Annotated in this window: 11 protein-coding genes and 1 riboswitch; of the genes, 5 read left to right on the forward strand and 6 right to left on the reverse strand. The window is 69.8% G+C overall.

Annotated features, from left to right (window positions below):
- Positions 1-6: 6 nt before the first annotated feature.
- Positions 7-639 (reverse strand): cytochrome b/b6 domain-containing protein, encoded by a 633-nt coding sequence (locus tag BLS50_RS02310; RefSeq protein ID WP_074800459.1) that lies wholly within the window; start codon positions 637-639, stop codon positions 7-9.
- Positions 640-715: 76 nt separating this feature from the next.
- Positions 716-991 (reverse strand): pentapeptide MXKDX repeat protein, encoded by a 276-nt coding sequence (locus tag BLS50_RS02315; protein WP_027807507.1) that lies wholly within the window; start codon positions 989-991, stop codon positions 716-718.
- Between the two features lie 269 nt (positions 992-1,260).
- A riboswitch (TPP riboswitch) is annotated at positions 1,261-1,377 on the forward strand.
- 124 nt (positions 1,378-1,501) lie between these two features.
- On the opposite strand from BLS50_RS02315, the gene thiC reads away from it, so the two are divergent.
- The 5 genes from thiC (at position 1,502) to BLS50_RS02345 (ending at position 7,250) form a co-directional block, all read left to right on the forward strand.
- Positions 1,502-3,433 (forward strand): phosphomethylpyrimidine synthase ThiC, encoded by a 1,932-nt coding sequence (gene thiC / locus BLS50_RS02320; RefSeq protein ID WP_060965798.1) that lies wholly within the window; start codon positions 1,502-1,504, stop codon positions 3,431-3,433.
- A 253-nt stretch (positions 3,434-3,686) separates the two neighbouring features.
- A complete protein-coding gene (locus BLS50_RS02325; RefSeq protein ID WP_011545020.1) occupies positions 3,687-3,899 on the forward strand; it encodes a glycine zipper 2TM domain-containing protein in 213 nt (70 codons plus the stop codon).
- Between the two features lie 225 nt (positions 3,900-4,124).
- Positions 4,125-4,379, forward strand: coding sequence for a hypothetical protein (locus tag BLS50_RS02330; RefSeq protein ID WP_011545019.1), 255 nt, complete (start codon positions 4,125-4,127; stop codon positions 4,377-4,379).
- A gap of 146 nt (positions 4,380-4,525) precedes the next feature.
- Complete coding sequence (locus BLS50_RS02335; RefSeq protein WP_074800462.1) at positions 4,526-5,452, forward strand: DMT family transporter; 927 nt, start codon at positions 4,526-4,528, stop codon at positions 5,450-5,452.
- 517 nt (positions 5,453-5,969) lie between these two features.
- Positions 5,970-7,250, forward strand: a complete 1,281-nt coding sequence (locus tag BLS50_RS02345; RefSeq protein WP_074802748.1) for a sensor domain-containing phosphodiesterase — start codon at positions 5,970-5,972, stop codon at positions 7,248-7,250.
- Between the two features lie 51 nt (positions 7,251-7,301).
- Here BLS50_RS02345 and arfB read toward each other — a convergent pair whose 3' ends face one another.
- Genes arfB through recC form a run of 4 tightly spaced genes read right to left on the reverse strand, consistent with a single transcriptional unit; the run spans position 7,302 to position 17,063 of the window.
- Positions 7,302-7,706 carry an alternative ribosome rescue aminoacyl-tRNA hydrolase ArfB gene (gene arfB / locus BLS50_RS02350; protein WP_006476409.1) on the reverse strand — a complete coding sequence of 135 codons (405 nt, stop codon included), beginning with the start codon at positions 7,704-7,706 and terminating at the stop codon, positions 7,302-7,304.
- Positions 7,703-10,024: an AAA family ATPase gene (locus BLS50_RS02355; protein ID WP_074800468.1), complete on the reverse strand. Its 2,322-nt coding sequence runs from the start codon at positions 10,022-10,024 to the stop codon at positions 7,703-7,705. The genes arfB and BLS50_RS02355 overlap by 4 nt, the downstream gene beginning before the upstream one ends.
- Positions 10,021-13,728: an exodeoxyribonuclease V subunit beta gene (recB, locus tag BLS50_RS02360; RefSeq protein WP_074800471.1), complete on the reverse strand. Its 3,708-nt coding sequence runs from the start codon at positions 13,726-13,728 to the stop codon at positions 10,021-10,023. Before recB ends, BLS50_RS02355 begins: the two co-directional genes overlap by 4 nt.
- Positions 13,725-17,063, reverse strand: a complete 3,339-nt coding sequence (gene recC, locus BLS50_RS02365; protein WP_074800474.1) for an exodeoxyribonuclease V subunit gamma — start codon at positions 17,061-17,063, stop codon at positions 13,725-13,727. Before recC ends, recB begins: the two co-directional genes overlap by 4 nt.
- Positions 17,064-17,222: the final 159 nt, after the last annotated feature.

Here is a 17,222-nt window from a genome sequence, read left to right on the forward strand (position 1 = left end):
CGCGGGTCAACGGCCGCGCAGCATCGCGAGCAGCGAGCGCGGCACCAGCAACGCCATCGCGACATGAACGACGACGAATGCGACCAGCAGCGCCATCGCCCAGAAGTGCACGATGCGCGCGTTGTCGTAACCGCCGAACAGCTCGCGCAGCAGCGGAAATTGCACCGATTTCCAGATCGTGAGCCCCGACAGCACCAGCACGACGAGATCGACGATCGCGGTCAGGTACGCGGCACGCTGCACCGCGTTGTAGACGCTCAGGTCGTGGTGCGACAGCCGCCCGCCGAGCGCCGCGCGCACGTCGCGCCACACCGACGCAGGCGTCACGGGCAGCAGCTTGCGCGCGAAGCGCCCCGTCGCGATCGCCATCGCGAGATAGAACAGCCCGTTGCCGACCAGCAGCCACATCGCCGCGAAATGCCATTGCAGCGCGCCGCCGAGCCAGCCGCCGAGCGTGATGCCGTGCGCGAACGTGAACGCCGGATAGATCGGCGACGCATCGTAGATACGCCAGCCCGACAACGCCATCAGGATCGCCGCGAGCGCGTTGAGCCAGTGGCTCGCGCGCACCCACCGCGGATGGATCGTCGGCGCGGGCGGCGGCACGCTCGCGCGATCGGTAACAGGAACCGTTTGCATGATGAAGACTCCCGGGATGATGCAGCGGGACGCGACGTGTGCCGGTAACCGGCCGGCCGCGCCCCGCCCGCATTCGTCAGTTCGACGGGCTCATGGCGTCCTTCTTCATCGCATCGCCCTTCTTCATCGCGTCGTGGCCCATCGCATCCTTCTTCATCGCGTGCTTCTTCATGCCGTCCTTCTTCATCGCGCCGTCCTTGGCCATCGCATCGTCCTTGGCCATCGCGTCGTGGCCCATCGCGTCTTTCGACATCGACGTGCCGTCCTTCGACATGGCGTCGTTCTGCGCATGGGCGCCCGTTGCGATCGTGGCAAGTGCGGCGATACAGGCGGCGAGGAATACGTTTTTCATGACATCTCTCCGATACATGGGTTTGGGAGCCGAATAGACGGAGCACACCGCCGGAAATGACAGCGATGTCAAAAAAATTGTAGACGCCGAAAATGAAGACGCGAATGCTGCACCGCCTGGCGCTATCCGGCCCGGCCGGGACGCCGTTCGGCAGTCGGGATTGCTGCGGCGCACCCTGCCCGGTTCGCCGGCCGCGATCCGGCCGCCGCCCGGCGGCATCGGCTTCGCACCCGGTTGAAACCACCGCCAAGCCGGTGTATCGTGTGCCCTTGCTAACGCGGGGGTCCTGCAATGCGTTCGGTCAAACAACCGGCATTGCGGGTGAGAAATACCCTTTGAACCTGATCTGGATAATGCCAGCGCAGGGAAGCGTACGGATTTCGCCGCCATCCTTCTGACGAAATCCGCCGCCTCACCAAGCCTCGTCTCCTGCTTAGCTCGAGCCCCACATTCGTCAAGGGCTCCGGGCAAGCGCCGCAGCGCCTGTCCGGCGCCCGCACAGGAGATTGCATGAACGCCAATCCGAAGTTTCTGTCTGCCGACGCGCACGTCGACGCCGCTGCCGTCGCGCCGCTGCCCAATTCGCGAAAGGTTTATGTAACCGGCTCGCAGCCCGACATCCGCGTGCCGATGCGCGAAATCACGCAGGCCGACACGCCGACCGGCTTCGGCGGCGAGAAGAATCCGCCGATCTACGTGTACGACACGTCGGGCCCCTACACCGATCCGGACGCGAAGATCGACATCCGCGCGGGCCTGCCCGCACTGCGCCAGCGCTGGATCGAGGCGCGTGGCGACACCGAAGTGCTCCCCGGCCTGTCGAGCCAGTACGGCCTCGAGCGCGCGGCCGATCCTGCCACGGCCGACCTGCGTTTCCCGGGCCTGCACCGCAACCCGCGCCGCGCGCAGCCCGGCAAGAACGTCACGCAGATGCACTACGCGCGCCAGGGCATCATCACGCCGGAAATGGAATACATCGCGATCCGCGAGAATCAACGCCGCGCCGAGTACATCGAGAGCCTGAAGTCGAGCGGCCCGAACGGCGCGAAGCTCGCCGCGATGATGGGCCGCCAGCATCCGGGCCAGGCGTTCGGCGCCGCGGCCTTCGGCGCGAACGCGCTCGCCGAGATCACGCCGGAATTCGTGCGCGACGAAGTCGCGCGCGGCCGCGCGATCATCCCGGCGAACATCAACCACCCGGAATCCGAGCCGATGATCATCGGCCGCAACTTCCTCGTGAAGATCAACGCGAACATCGGCAACTCGGCCGTCACGTCGTCGATCGGCGAGGAAGTCGACAAGATGACGTGGGCGATCCGCTGGGGCGGCGACACGGTGATGGATCTGTCGACCGGCAAGCACATCCATGAAACGCGCGAGTGGATCATTCGCAACAGCCCGGTGCCGATCGGCACGGTGCCGATCTACCAGGCGCTCGAAAAGGTCAACGGCAAGGCCGAGGACCTCACCTGGGAAATCTTCCGCGACACGCTGATCGAACAGGCCGAGCAAGGCGTCGACTACTTCACGATCCACGCGGGCGTGCGCCTGCAGTACGTGCCGCTCACCGCGAACCGGATGACCGGCATCGTGTCGCGCGGCGGCTCGATCATGGCGAAGTGGTGCCTCGCGCATCACAAGGAAAGCTTCCTGTACGAACACTTCGAAGAGATCTGCGAGATCATGAAGGCGTACGACGTGAGCTTCTCGCTCGGCGACGGCCTGCGTCCCGGCTCGATCTACGACGCGAACGACGAAGCGCAGCTCGGCGAACTGAAGACGCTCGGCGAACTCACGCAGATCGCGTGGAAGCACGACGTGCAGGTGATGATCGAAGGCCCCGGCCACGTGCCGATGCAGTTGATCAAGGAGAACATGGATCTCCAGCTCGACTGGTGCAAGGAAGCGCCGTTCTACACGCTCGGGCCGCTCACCACCGACATCGCGCCGGGTTACGACCACATCACGTCGGGCATCGGCGCCGCGATGATCGGCTGGTTCGGCACCGCGATGCTGTGCTACGTGACGCCGAAGGAACACCTCGGCCTGCCGAACAAGGACGACGTGAAGGAAGGCATCATCACGTACAAGCTCGCCGCACACGCCGCCGACCTCGCCAAGGGCCACCCGGGCGCGCAGGTGCGCGACAACGCGCTGTCGAAGGCGCGCTTCGAGTTCCGCTGGGAAGACCAGTTCAACATCGGTCTCGACCCGGACAAGGCGCGCGAATTCCACGACGAGACGCTGCCGAAGGATTCCGCCAAAGTCGCGCACTTCTGCTCGATGTGCGGCCCGCATTTCTGCTCGATGAAGATCACGCAGGACGTGCGCGAGTTCGCGGCGCAGCAGGGCGTGTCGGAAACCGAAGCGCTGAAGAAAGGGATGGAGGTCAAGGCGGTCGAGTTCGTGAAGACCGGCGCCGAGATCTACCACCGTCAGTAAGCGCGCGGCGAGCCACACCGGCATCGCGTCGCGATGCACGAAGCCCGCTTTCGAGCGGGCTTTTTTTGCGCATGCCGTGTGCCTGTTGCGCATGCGGTGTGCCTGCCAACCCGGTGCGAAACAATTGATTACGAAACCGCGCGGGCCTTAACAAGTCCTTACAGCAGCGTCGCGGGACGGCGCGTAGATTGAAGTCATGCGCGGCCGCCAGCCGGTCGCGCGCCTTCCGTTCACTACCACAAGGACAACGATCATGAATTCGATTCGGCGTTTTGGGGTATGCGCGCTCCTCGTCGCGACCGTGGCCAGCCTGTCGGCCTGCGATTCGATGTCGCGACGCCAGCGCGATACGGCAATCGGTGCGGGTGTCGGCGGCGTGGCCGGCGCGGCGATCGGCGGCAACGCGCTGTCGACGCTGGGCGGCGCGGCGGCCGGCGGCATCATCGGTAACCAGGTCGGCAAGTAACGAGCGCGACATCGGCCGGTTGGGCGTCGCCCAGCTGCAGGCCGGTCGGTTCAACGGCGTTTCCGCGATGCGGAAGCGCCGTTTTCGTATGTTTCGTATGCCGTGCCGCAAAGGCGCGGCCGCGCCGCCCGGAAATGATCGGTTACCGTTTTTCATACCGTGTCATCGGTACGCGGCCTAAGCTTGAAGCATCTGCCGATGGCCGGCTTCCGCCGGAGACACATCATGAACAGGACCTTCGTCGCCGCGGCGCTCGCCTGCACGACGCTTGCCGGCTGCTATTACCCCTACGGCTACTATCCGGGCGGCTATTACACGGCGGCGCCGGTGCCGGTACAGCCCGCGCCCGTGTATGTCGATCCGGCCCCCACCTACTACTATCCGGCGCCGGCGTATGCGCCCGCGTGGGGCGGTTACTGGGGCCCGGCTTTGTCGCTCAATTTCGGTTTCGGCGGACGCGGCGGCTGGCGTCATCACTGATCGGCCGCGCCGCACGCGGCCGGCTACTCGCCCCGGAGCAGCAAGCGGCGGAATTCCCGTTTCTTGTCGTTTCATCCGATCCTGAAACGACGGTGCGGTAACGCGGTGTAAGATTCTTCGCATCCCGACCCGCCCCGGCCCGATCGATGTCACCCAAGAACGCTTTCCTGCTGACCGTGCTCGCCGCCCTGTGGGGCGCCTCCTTTCTGTTCATCCGGGTCGGCGTGGTCGATTTCGGCGTCGCGCCGCTGATGGCGCTGCGCGTGGGCATCGGCGCGCTGTTTCTCGCGGGCTTCGCGCTGACGCGCTTCAAACCCGCCGATCTGGGCGCCCGGTTGCGCCGTCATGCGTGGCCGCTGTTCGTCGTCGGCGCGCTGAATTCCGGCATCCCGTTCTGCCTGTTCGCGTTCGCCGAGCTGACGCTGTCGGCCGGCGTGACGTCGGTGATCAATGCGACCACGCCGCTGTGGGGCGCGCTGGTCGCTTACCTGTGGCTGAAGGACAAGCTGTCGCTGCCGCGCGCGCTCGGGCTCGTCATCGGATTTGCCGGCGTGCTCACGCTCGTGTGGAACCAGGTCGCGAACGCGCACGGCGACACGGGCGCCAGCGCGACCGCGCTCGCCGCGGCGGCCGCGCTCGGCGCGACGCTGCTGTACGGCATCGCGGCCAACTATACGAAACGCAAGCTCAGCGGCGTCGATCCGCTCGTCAACGCAGCCGGCAGCATGATCGGCTCGACCATCCTGCTGCTGCCGTTCGCGATCGCGACCTGGCCGGCCGCGCCGGTCGGCGTGCACGCCTGGAGCGCGGTGCTCGCCCTCGGCGTCGCGTGCACGGGCATCGCGTATTTCATCTTCTTCTACCTGATCGCGCATATCGGGCCGGCCCGTGCGATTACCGTGACGTTCGTGATCCCGGTGTTCGGGCTGCTGTGGGGCGCGCTGTTCCTCGGCGAACACGTGTCGGCCGTGATGATCGAAGGCTGCGCGATCGTGCTCGTCGGCACCGCGCTCGCGACCGGCGTGATCAAGCGGATTCCCGGCATCCGACCGCGCGGCGGCGAGGCGGCCTGACGATCGGCGCGCGGGGCGCACGAACTGCGGCCCGTCGCCCGCCGCCCGTCGCGCGACAGTACCGGTGACGACGCGATGCGGGTCTGCCGACGGACCGCGGATCGCATCATGACGCGCGGGCATTCATCTCATTCGTCTGACGGCGGCGGCCGCCGCCGGGATTTCCCGCATCGGCCTGCGCGTCGCGCCGCGGCGACGCACGGTCATGCCGAGGCTCTGTCGCGAGATTGTCATCTGCCGCTGGCCGCCGCGCGCTTCGTTTCGCGACGGTCATGCACCGTACGCATGCACGCGGCGCTCGTCGCCGCGCCGCCGGGCACGGGCCGGAATCGCGGTGTACCGTTTGCGTCTGGAGTTACCCTGATACGCGCGCCGCGGCAATCCCGTTACACTCGGAAAACTCATCCGCAGAAGGCGGTCTCGATGCTCCACGTTCTTTTGCGTCCGCCTGCGCATGCGGCTGCATCGGCGTGGCGATGCGCCGCCGCCCCGCCGCCCGCTGCCGGGCACCGTTGACATGAAGTCCACCCGCGACCTGTCGCTCGACGCCCTGCTCGAACGCCTCACGCCGACGCCCCAGGGCTGGCTCGCCACCTATCGCACCACGACCTTGCGCAGCGTGTTCCAGCCCGTGCTGTCGATCACGCACAAGCGTGTCGTCGGCTACGAGGCGCTGCTGCGCGTCGTCGACGGCAACGGCGCGCTGGCATCGCCCACCGCCCTGTTCGACAAGGCACGCGGCGACGCCGACGCGCTGCTGCTCGACCGGCTCGCGCGCTGCCTGCACACGGCCAACTTCGTCGCGCAGGGAATCGGCGACGGCTGGCTGTTCCTGAACGTGACGCCGCGCGTGCTGGACACGGGCCTCGTGCAGCGCGAGTTCGTCGAGGCGCTGTGCCGGCATTTCGCGCTGCCGCCGAACCGCATCGTGCTCGAGGTGATCGAGCAGCCGGCGCGCGACGAAGCCGCGCTCGCCCGCACGATCGACATGATCCAGCATCGCGATTTCCTGATCGCGATCGACGATTTCGGCACCGGCTTCTCGAACTTCGACCGCGTGTGGCGGGCACGGCCCGACATCGTGAAGCTCGACCGTTCGCTCGTCGAGCGTTCGACCGGCTCGGCCGAGGATCGCCGCATCATGCATCACCTCGTGTCGATGCTGCACCAGGCCGGCGCGATGGTGCTGGCCGAAGGCGTCGAAAGCGACGACGCGCTGCAGGCGCTGATGGAAGCCGACATCGATTTCGTGCAGGGTTTCCAGTTCGGCCAGCCCGATGCATCGATCGCGCACGCGAGCGCCGCGGCGCCTGCGATGCTCGATGCCGCGTGGCGGCGCTTCATCGCCCGCCGGCACACGCCGGTGGCCCCCGAGCAGCCCGGCTTCGACGCGATCGAACGGCTCGTGCTCGGCGGCGCGGCCGCGTTTTCAGCGAGCGGCAACCTGCAGGACGCCGCGCAACGCGTGTTCGCGGTGCCGGCCGCGCGTCGCGTGTTCGTCACGGACGAGACCGGCGAACAGTTCCTGCCGTCGATCGGCGCGCCGCTCGACGACAGCCAGGCGAGCGTGACGCGTCTCGCGCCGCTGTTCCCGGAAACCCACAGCAACTGGTCGCGACGCCCGTATTTCCAGCGCGCGATCGCCGCCCCCGGGCGCGTCGCGCTGATGGGCCCGCACTTCTCGCTGACGGAAGGCCGCGACTGCTATACGGCCGCCGTCGCGATCCGCGCGCAGAGCCGGCTCGTCGTGTTCTGCGTCGACTTCGTGCTCGACAGCGCCGGAACCGTGATGCGGTAGCCGGCGCGCACGGCGCACGTTCGCCGGCGACCCGCACCGGCCCTTCGCTCGTCAGTCGATCACCTTCCCTCGTCCCGACTTCACAGTGCTGCGGCGCGACTTGTGCTCGAGCCGCCGTTCCTTCGACGCACGCGTCGGCCGCGTCGCGACCCGGGCACGCGGCGTGTACGCGACGCTGCCGATCAACGTATCGAGCCGTGCCAGCGCGGCCTCGCGGTTCTTCTCCTGCGTCCGATATTCCTGCGACTTGATCACGACGATGCCGTCGCGCGTGATGCGCTGGTCGGACAGCGCAAGCAGCCGCTCCTTGAGGACCGGCGGCAGCGACGACGCGCGAATGTCGAAGCGCAGATGAATCGCGCTCGACACCTTGTTCACGTTCTGCCCGCCCGCGCCCTGCGCGCGCACGGCCGTCCATTCGACCTCGGCCGGATCGAGCGTGTAGCGAATCATCATCGCGAAACCTCCGTGCGGCGCCGGGCAAGCGCCTCGTCGACGCGGGCCGCGAGCCCCGAATCGCGCTGCGTGCGTGTCGCGACCGCCTGCGCCAGCACGCGCCGCGGCCCGATCACCTGCACGCGCGTGCGGGCGCGCGTGACGGCCGTATAGACCAGCTCGCGCGTCAGCACCCGGCCGAACGACGCGGGCAGCACGATCGCCGCCTCGTCGAATTCGGAGCCTTGCGACTTGTGCACCGTCAGCGCGAACGCCGTTTCGTGTGGCGGCAGCGCAGCTGGCGACACCGCGCGCGCGGTGCCGTCCGCACGCCGGAACCACACGCGTAGCACACCGTGCGCGTCGGGCAACGCAATGCCGATATCACCGTTGAACAGCCCCAGCGCGTAGTCGTTGCGTGTGACCATGATCGGCCGCCCGGTGAACCAGTGCGCGCCGACCGCGAGCGGCACGCGCGCCGCCTGCCGCACGTGCGCGGCCACCAGCGCATTGACGTGTTCCGCCCCGCGCGAGCCGCTGCGGGTCGCGCACAGGATCCGGAACCGGTTGAGCGCGTCGAACAGCGGCAGCGGATCGGGCACCGGCGCGGCCAGCGCGTCGCGCAATGCGTCGAGGTAGGCGCCGAAGCGCCGTGCGAGCCGCTCGACCGTCGACGACGCCAGCGTGTCGCCCGCATCGTCGTGAAACGATGCGGCGGCCGAATCGTCGGCGGGCAGCGCTTCGAGCGCCGCCTGCACGTCGCCGCGGCGGATCGCGAGCGACAGCCGCCCGATCGGCGAATCGAGACCGAAGCGGTAATTGCGTTCGAGCCATACGACGCAGTCCGCGAGCGGCGCCGCGGCGGGCGTGTCGGGGGACGCGGCTGCGGCTGCCGCTTCGCCGGCCAATGGCGATGCGGGCGCCGTCATCGATGCAAGCGCCGCATCGCCTGCGTCGAACGGCGGCAGCTCGACGGTGTCGAGCCATGCGAGTTCGTCGGCCTCGATCCAGGCCGGTGCCTTGCCGTCTGGTACGCCGGCATCGGCGGTCAGTGCCGACTCGGTGGGCGGTGACGGCGCGATGCCGGCCGTCGACAACACTTCGTCATCCTGCGGTTCATCGTCGAAAAGCGACGCCTGTCGCGCATCGACTTTCGACGACCGAAGCGCCGATTTGCGCGAAACAGGCGCAGATGCCGATGGCGACGCCGGAGCCCGTGCGGAAGCGGACACCGGATGCGCGGCCGGAACCGCTGCCGGCGCCGCCTCGTCCGACACCGGCAACGCCGCGACGAACGTCGCCTCGTCGATGCCCAGCGCCTGCGCGATGCGCGTGCGCGCCGCGGCGGTGAACGCCGGCCGCGCGCTCAGCTCCGCGAATACGGCGCCGGCCTCGACCGCCGCCAGTTGGTCCTTGTCGCCCAGCAACACGAGCCGCGCACCGGGCGCGAGCGCGTCGAGCAGATGCGCGGCGAGCGCGACGTCGATCATCGACGCCTCGTCGACGACGATCAGATCGTACGGCAACGGATTGTCGCGATGATGCCGAAAGCCGGCCGCCCCGCCGCCGCCCAGCAGCCGATGCAGCGTGTACGACGTGTCGGGCAGGCGCGCCGCGAGCTCGGGCGGCAGATCGCCGGCGCGCGCGTGCAGCGCCTCCTGCATCCGCTGCGCGGCCTTGCCGGTCGGTGCGGCCAGCGCGATGCGCAGCCCCGGGTGCGCGTCGAGCAGACAGGCCAGCACGCCGACGACCGTCGTCGTCTTGCCCGTGCCCGGCCCGCCGCTGACGATCGTCACGCGGCCCGTCAGCGCGACGATCGCCGCGACGCGCTGCCAGTCGACTTCACCGGTGGCCGGCCCGAAGTAACGGGCGAGACTGTCGCGCAACCGGTCGGGCGACAGGCCTTCGTCCGGCGCGGCGACGCCGGCCTGCGCGACGAGCGCATCGGCGAGCCGCCGTTCGTAATCGAAATAGCGCGACAGGTACAGGTGATCGAGCCGGTCGACGATCAGCGGCCGCTCGTCGCCGCGCGCGAGCGTGCCGAACGCGACCACGCCGCTCGCGGCAAGCGCCGCGCGGACCTCGTCGAGCGGCGCTTCGTAACGCTGTGCAAGCGCGCCAAGCGCGACGCACACGTGGCCGCTCGCGGTCGCACGGCTCGTCGCGAACGCGGCGCGCGCCGCCCAGCGTGCCGACGCGGACGGCGCACCGGCACGTCGCGCGAGGTCGCCGATGCGGCGCGCGAAGCCTTCCGCGAGCGCAATGCCGAAATCGGCCGGCTCGGGCAGCCGCGCAACGAGACCGCCGGTGAATTCGAGCATGTCGTCGGATGCGGTCATGCGCGGCTCCCTTCCATCATCCGGTCGAGTGCGTCGACGAGCGCGCGGGCGGGCCGCCGCGCATGCACGCCGGCCGGCTCGCCGCCGCTGCGCCAACCTGGCCGCACGCCGCGCACGAACAGGTACAGGTAACCCGCGATATGCGTGTCATAGTCGTAATCCGGCAACCGGCCGCGCAGATAGCGATGCAGCGCGACCGTATAGAGCAGCGCCTGCAGATGATATGCGTGATCGGCCATCGCGACGTCGAGCGCGCGCGGGCCGTAGGCGTCCGGTGTCGTGCCGAGGTGGTTCGACTTCCAGTCGACGATCCAGAAACGGCCGTCGTGTTCGACGATCATGTCGATGAAACCCTTGATGAAACCGGCGAGCGTACCCGCCTCCAGTGCAACGTCCGGATAACCGTGCGCGACCAGCAGCCGGCGCAGCGCCAGCAGGTCCAGCGACGGCGCCGGAAACAGGAAACCCATTTCGTCGAGCCGCTTCGCCGGATCGAGATCGACGAGCCGCATGCCCGGCACGAGCTCGGTGTGCACGACGTCGTCGACGAGCCGCACCATCATCGCCGGCAGACGCGCCGCAAGCGCCGGCTCGGCCTCGACCGGCCGGTCGTGCAGCGCGCCGAGCGCGGCCGCGTGCCACGATTCGGGCTCCGTGAACCGGCTGAGTTCGAACAGGCGGTGCAGGCATTCGCCGGCCGCCGCGCCGCGCGGGAACACGAGGATGTCGTCGTCCGGCGGGTCGGTCGCAACCGTATCGGCGAATATCAGTTCGCCGTCCGGCGTCACCGCGGCGAGCGCATCGTGATCGGGCCGCAGTTCGTCGTCGGGCACGGCCGCGACACCCGCCTCCTCGCGCGCCATCGACGCGGTCAGCGAGCTGAAGCTCGCCATCCGCCACGCATCGCGCAGCACGCGCGTCGCATGGCGCGCCGCGAGCGTCTGCGACGCGTCGTGCCCGGCCGCGAGACGCTCGCGGCGCGCGGGCACGGGCAGCGACGCGACGCTCACGGGGCCGCCCGCGAGCGCGCGCCATGCCGCCTCGAGCGCGGCTTCGTCGGGCGGCTCGTCGAGCCACGCATCGAACGCATGGCCGGCACCGGCGACGAGCCAGTTGAGCACGCTGCGCCGCGCTTCGCGCGTCGAACGCGACGACAGGTAGGGCCCGGCGACGACATAGCAGCGATACACCGCGCGCGTGAGCGCCACGTAGACGAGTCGCGCGCGCTCCGCGGCCTGCTCGCGCAGCGCCTGCCGCGCCGCGTGCGCGGCCGCTTCGTCATCGCATCCGTAATGCAGCACCGCATCGCCCGCGTCGTCGTGATACTCGCGCGCATCGGGCAGCGCGGAAGACGGCGGCTCGCGTAGCCCGCCGTCGTTGAGGAACGGACAGAACACGACCGCGTATTCGAGCCCCTTCGACTTGTGCACCGTGACGATCTGCACGAGGTTTCGATCGGATTCGAGCCGCAGTTGCGCTTCCTCGCCGCCGCCGTCCAGCCGTTGCGCGGCCAGCCAGCGCAGCGTCGGCGCGATACCCGGTTGCTCGGATGCCCGCGCCTGCGTCAACTCGGCCAGATGGTTAATGTCGGTCACGCGGCGCTCGCCGTCCGCACCGGCCATCAGCCGTTCGGCGATCCGCAGCTCGCGTGTGAACGTACGCCACATCACCGCGAAGCCGCGTTCGCGCCACAGCAGCCGATATCGCGAGAAGCGCTCGACCCAGCTCATCGCGTCGGCACTGTCGGCCGCCGACGCGCCGGATGGCGCATCGCCGTCGCCCTGCTCCATGCGCCACAGCGCGCCGGCATCGAGCCCGAACCAGTCGGACGCGAGCGCCGCGCGCAGACGCCGCAGGTCGCCCGGCGCATCGATCGCCGCCAGCACGCGTTCGAGCTGTTCGGCGTCGCCGGTCGAAAACACCGACGCCTGCGCGAGCTCGACGCTGCCGATGCCCCACGTCGCGAGCACGCGCTTCACGAGGCTGCCCTGCCGGTGCGTCTGCACGAGCACCGCGATGTCGCCCGGCGACAACGGCGACTCTCCCAACCGCACTCGCCCTTCACGCGCGCCGCGCATCAGCCGAGCGATCTCGGCCGCGCAGGCCTGTGCAGCCTCCGCCTGCGCATCGCGCTTGAGCAGCGTACCTTCGCCGCCCGGCAGCGCCCACACCCGGAAATCGCCGGCCGGGCCCGGATCGGTCTCGTCGACGAACGGCGCACGCACACGCGTGCCGGCGCGCACCGCGTAATAGTCGAGCCCGTCGAGCACGAACGCGCGCGGATTCGACAGGAAGAAGCGGTTGCACGCTTCGACGATCGCGGGTGTCGAGCGCTGGTTGACCGCGAGCGTGTAGCACGCGCTCGCCCGTGCGCGCGCGGCGAGATAGGTATGCAGGTCGGCCGCGCGGAAACTGTAGATCGCCTGCTTCGGATCGCCTACGAGAAACAGCGGGCCGCGCGGCGCGAAGATCCGGTCGAAGATCGCGAACTGCAGCGGATCGGTATCCTGGAACTCGTCGATCAACGCGGCCGGATAGCGCGCGCGCAGCGTCTCGGCGAGCCATGGATGCGCGTGCAGCGCGTGATACAGGTTCGCGAGCAGGTCATCGAACGACACGACGCGTCGCGTGCGCTTGCGCTCGGCCAGCTCGCCGGGCGCCATGTCGAGCCATTCGGCGATCAGCGCGAGCCAGCGCGCGCGCTGCGCGGCCTCGGCTGCGGCCACGGCCGCTTCGAGCGCGTCGGCCACGTCGAAGAACGCGTGTGCGGGTGTCGCACCGCCTTTTTTGGTCGCCTTCGTCAGCGCGGTTTGCGTGAGCTTCAGCGCGGCTTTCGGCAGCGCGGCCGTCGCGTCGCCCTGCTCGAAATGCACGGCCCACGCGGCGAGCGCATCGGCGACCGCGTCGGGCTTGTGCGAGCGTTGATTCAGCACGGGCTGCGCGGCGCGCAGCAACGCATCGATCGCGTCGCGCTCGGCCGCCCACATCCGCGCCGCCTCGGCGAAGCATTCGGCCGCCGCCGCTTCGGCTGATTCGTCCGGCTCGGTCACGCCATCCCAGCGCAGCGCGGCGAGCGGCTTCTTCAGCCGGCGTGCAAGCTGTGCATCGAGCGCGGCCGGGCCGGCGCCCGATTCGACGAGCCAGGTCGCGAAGCCCGGCCAGCGCGCGGCCGCCGGTTCGACACGCGTGCGCCAGAAATCCGCCGCGAGTTCGAAGCGCAGCGACGCATCGTCGGCCTCCATGTCGAACGCGAACGGCATCGCGGCCGCGAACGGCGCTTCCTGCAGTGCACGCTGGCAGAACGCGTGGATCGTATGGATCGCCGCCTGGTCGAACGCGCGCAGCGCGCGCCGGATCCGCTTCGCGGCCGTCTCCGAGTCGAGCGCGCCGTCATCGCCGAGCGTGGTCTCCAGCAGGCGCGCGATGAACGGATCTCCGCCGTCGTCACCCGTGTCGAGCGCATGCGCAAGCTGCGCGAGCCGGCTGCGAATCCGCTCGTGCAGCTCGGCCGTCGCCGCTTTCGTGAAGGTCACGACGAGGATCTCGTCCGCACCGAGATCCTTTTCGAGCAGCAGACGCACGTACAGCGCGCAGATGTTCCAGGTCTTGCCGGTGCCGGCCGACGCCTCGATCTGGTTGACGCCGTCGAGCGGGCACGCGAACACGTCGAGTTCGAGCGCCTGCTGCTGCGACACGGCGCTCATGCGACCTCCTTCAGATGTTCGACGAGCGGCTCGAACACGAGCTGCGCGAGCGTGCCGAACGGCTCGTCGAGCGACGGATGCGCGCCGCGCCACGCGATCGCGATGGCCGGGTCGTCGGCTTCGCTCACGACCCGCTCGTTGATCCACACGCTCGCGGCCTTCGCCTCGCCGTCGGACACCCGCGCCCACGCACTACGCGGGAAAAAACGCAGCGGCATGCGCCGCCCCGCCCGAAACAGCGCGGCCAGCGGCGCGAGCCGTTCGAGCGGCGTCGCGACGGGCGTCAGTTCGAACGCACCGCCGCTGCCGAACCACAGCGTGCGGCGCGGGCCGCCGGGCTCGATCGCACAGTAGACGAGATGCGCGAGCCACGCGGACAGGTAATCGCGCGCGCTCGGCCGCGCATAGCGGTAGATGACCTGCCCGGCCGGCGTCAGCCGGTTCAGCGTGCCGTGCAATTCGAGCGGCGCGCTCACCGCGTCGGCCGTCAGCATCGCGTCGTCGGCGCCGAACAGCGCCTGCTCGGTGTCGGGCCACTTCGGTGCGACGATGAGCGAGAACGGCCGCCGCTCGATGCCGTCGGCCAGCGCACGGCGCACGTTCGACGCAAGCTGCGTCATCGAACCGAGCGCCTGGTCGCGCCACACCGCCCCCGTCGCGCCGCCGGGCAGTTCGGGGCTCGCGTCCGCAATGCGCAGCGCGTGATCGTGCACGCCACCCTCGCCCGCTTCGATCAGGAGCGGCAGCACGCGCTCGGCCAGCGCGTCGCTGCCGGCAAAGTCCAGCGCGAACGGCTCGGTATCGAGCAGTTCGGCCTGCGCGTCGGCCAGCACGATGCCGAGCCGGCCGCGTAGCAACGCACGCGCCGGATGCCGCCAGAAGCGTTCGAATTCGCTGAACGCGACGGGCTCGACCGGCTCGGCCGGCAGCGGCTGCGCGAAGAACGGCTGCTCGCGCGGCTCGCCGCGCGACGCTTCGGCGGCCAGCAGCGACGCGAGTGTCGCCCGCTCGGCGTCGTACGACACGAGTTCGCTGCCCGGCTGGAAATACGCGGCCGCGAACGGTTGCAGCGGATGCTCGACGATGAACGCGCGCCGCGCGGCATCGACCGCATCCGGTGCGGCGCCGGGCCCGGCCGTGACGATCGCCAGATGATCGAGCAGCTCGTCGACGAGCGCCGCGGGCGGCAACGGCGCATTGTCGCGGATGCTGCGGCCCGTATAGGCGATCAGCAACCGGTCGCGTGCGGCGAGCAACAGGTCGAGAAACAGATTGCGCTCGTCGTCGCGACGCTGCCGGTCGCCCAGCTTCGGCAGCACGGCCATCAGGTCGAATTCATCCGCGCGCGCGAGACTCGGCAGCACGCCGTCGTCCATCCCGAGCAGGCAGACGACGCGATACGGCAGGCCGCGCAAGCTCGTCAGCGACGAGAACGTGACGCCGCCCCACGGCACCCCGCCGCGGGCCGGATCGTCGAGCGCCGCGGTGAGCCCCGCGCGCACGACGGCCGCCGGCAACGCCTCGTCCGGCGCACCTTCCGTCATCGCGGCCAGCATCGCGTCGAGCGCGTCGCGCACGCCGGCCAGCGCATCGGCATACGCAGCGCCCGAATCGAAGAAGCGCGCGAGCGTGTCGGCAAACAGTTCGCTCCAGCCGCGCGGCGTGTGCGACTCCGCGAGCCGGCGCGCGAAGCCGTCGAGATCGTCGGTGAAACGTGCGAGCCGGCCGAGCAGTTCGGCCTCGCTGCCGGTGGCCGCCTCGATCGGCAGCCACGCGCCGATCGGCGCCGCGCCTTCGGGCATCGCATAGCCGAGAAAGAGCCGCGCGAGCGCATCGGAAAACGTATGGCGCGGCGCGGGCACGGCCGCGTCGTCGCTCTCGAGCGGCGACAGCCCGCGCCGCGCGCCGGCGGCCGCAAGCCAGGTCTGCACGGTTTCGAGCGCGGCCGCGTCGATGTCGTAGCGCGCGGCCACCGCATCCACGCGCAGCCATTCGACCAGCTCCGGCGCGCCGACCTGCCGTTCCGGCAACGCGAGCCAGTCGAGCAGCACGCGCGCGACCGGGTTCGCCTGCGACGGTGGCAGGCCGGTGATCCGGTACGGCACCCGCGCGCCGCCGGCGCCGGCCGTACCGAACACCGCGTCGATCAACGGCCCAGCTGCGGCGAGATCGGCGACCGCGACGAGCACGTCGGACGGCTGCAGGCTCGCATCGGCGTCGAACCAGGCAAGCAGCCGGTCGTGCAGCACCTCGAGCTGGCGCGCGAGGCTGTGGCACACATGCACCTCGATCCCCCGCTCGACCGGCGTGTCGCCGATGTCGGCTTCCGGCTGCAATTCGAGGATCGCGTTCTGCACGCGCGCGAGCCAGGTGGGCGCGGGATTCTCGACGAAACGCGACGCATCGCCCGACGCGGCGCTTTCGGTCAGTTCGTGCAGCATGTGCAGTTGCGCCTGCGTCTGCCTGCCCCACTCGGCGAGCAGCGGATGACCGACCTCCTGGTAGTCGCGCCGCCCGGCCGCATCGAGCGCCTCGGCATGCGCGGCGGTCACGATGTCGAACCAGAATTCGCGGCACGGGTTCAGCGCGTAGACGCGCACGTCGATCCAGCGCGACAGTTCGCGCAACAGCGCGACGTGCAGCGGCGGCATCGTCGGCAGCGCGAACACGCTGACCGATTCGGGCCAGTCGGCCCGCGCGACCGCGTCGGCATCGAGATGGCGCGCTTCGACGAGGAAGCGGTGTGCCGGCGGCGTGCCGCTGTCGCTCAGCTCGGCGAGCAGCGTACGCCACACCGCAGCCTGCCAGCGCTCGTCGTCGCGCGCGGCGTCGCTGATCCCGCGCGGCGCGGCGTCGCCCGCGAGCACCGATTCGCCGGCCTGCCACGCGGCCAGCCATTCGGGGCGATAGGTCAGGTAATGATCGAGCACGGCCGCGACGCGATGGGCCAGTTCGTAGCGCATCGCATCGTCGGAGGCCGACAGATACGCGGCGAGCCGCGGCGACGCGAGCCACGGCGCACCATCGGCCGCCTGCGCGAACAGCCGGTAGCAGCGCCACACGAGCCGGTCGGGTGCGAACGGCGAGCGCGCGGGCACCGTCAGCACGCGGCCGATCTGCGCCCACAGCCACTGCGCGAGATAGGTGAACTCGACGTTCGCGCACACGCCATTGCGCGCGGCGATGTCGAGCTCGAGACGGCGGCGCAGCGCCGCGCTCGGCACGATGACCTGTTGCGGCGCCCACGGGCCGTTGCGGGCCGGGAACGCGGCCAGATCCTCGAGCAGCGCGTCGGCCAGCGTTTCGTGACGGTTCGAATAGAAGAGATGGAGCATGAGGCGGGCGTCGGAACCTCGCACCGACGGGGCCGGGCGAACAGGATGACCAAGGATAGCAAAGGGCCGCAGCCACGGCCATCGTCCGGACAGCCAGCTTTTGCGAGCCGCGAAATACGATAGACTCGTCGCCAGTCAATACGCCGCCCCGGCGTCTTC

It is taken from the genome of Burkholderia orbicola (assembly GCF_900100915.1).
In the GTDB taxonomy this organism is placed as follows: Bacteria; Pseudomonadota; Gammaproteobacteria; order Burkholderiales; family Burkholderiaceae; genus Burkholderia; species Burkholderia orbicola.

Coding starts and splice junctions, on each gene's coding strand:
- BLS50_RS02310 (WP_074800459.1), bottom strand. CDS start 639: ATGCAAACGGTTCCTGTTACCGATCGCGCGAGCGTGCCGCCGCCCGCG.
- BLS50_RS02315 (WP_027807507.1), bottom strand. CDS start 991: ATGAAAAACGTATTCCTCGCCGCCTGTATCGCCGCACTTGCCACGATC.
- thiC (WP_060965798.1), top strand. CDS start 1,502: ATGAACGCCAATCCGAAGTTTCTGTCTGCCGACGCGCACGTCGACGCC.
- BLS50_RS02325 (WP_011545020.1), top strand. CDS start 3,687: ATGAATTCGATTCGGCGTTTTGGGGTATGCGCGCTCCTCGTCGCGACC.
- BLS50_RS02330 (WP_011545019.1), top strand. CDS start 4,125: ATGAACAGGACCTTCGTCGCCGCGGCGCTCGCCTGCACGACGCTTGCC.
- BLS50_RS02335 (WP_074800462.1), top strand. CDS start 4,526: ATGTCACCCAAGAACGCTTTCCTGCTGACCGTGCTCGCCGCCCTGTGG.
- BLS50_RS02345 (WP_074802748.1), top strand. CDS start 5,970: ATGAAGTCCACCCGCGACCTGTCGCTCGACGCCCTGCTCGAACGCCTC.
- arfB (WP_006476409.1), bottom strand. CDS start 7,706: ATGATGATTCGCTACACGCTCGATCCGGCCGAGGTCGAATGGACGGCC.
- BLS50_RS02355 (WP_074800468.1), bottom strand. CDS start 10,024: ATGACCGCATCCGACGACATGCTCGAATTCACCGGCGGTCTCGTTGCG.
- recB (WP_074800471.1), bottom strand. CDS start 13,728: ATGAGCGCCGTGTCGCAGCAGCAGGCGCTCGAACTCGACGTGTTCGCG.
- recC (WP_074800474.1), bottom strand. CDS start 17,063: ATGCTCCATCTCTTCTATTCGAACCGTCACGAAACGCTGGCCGACGCG.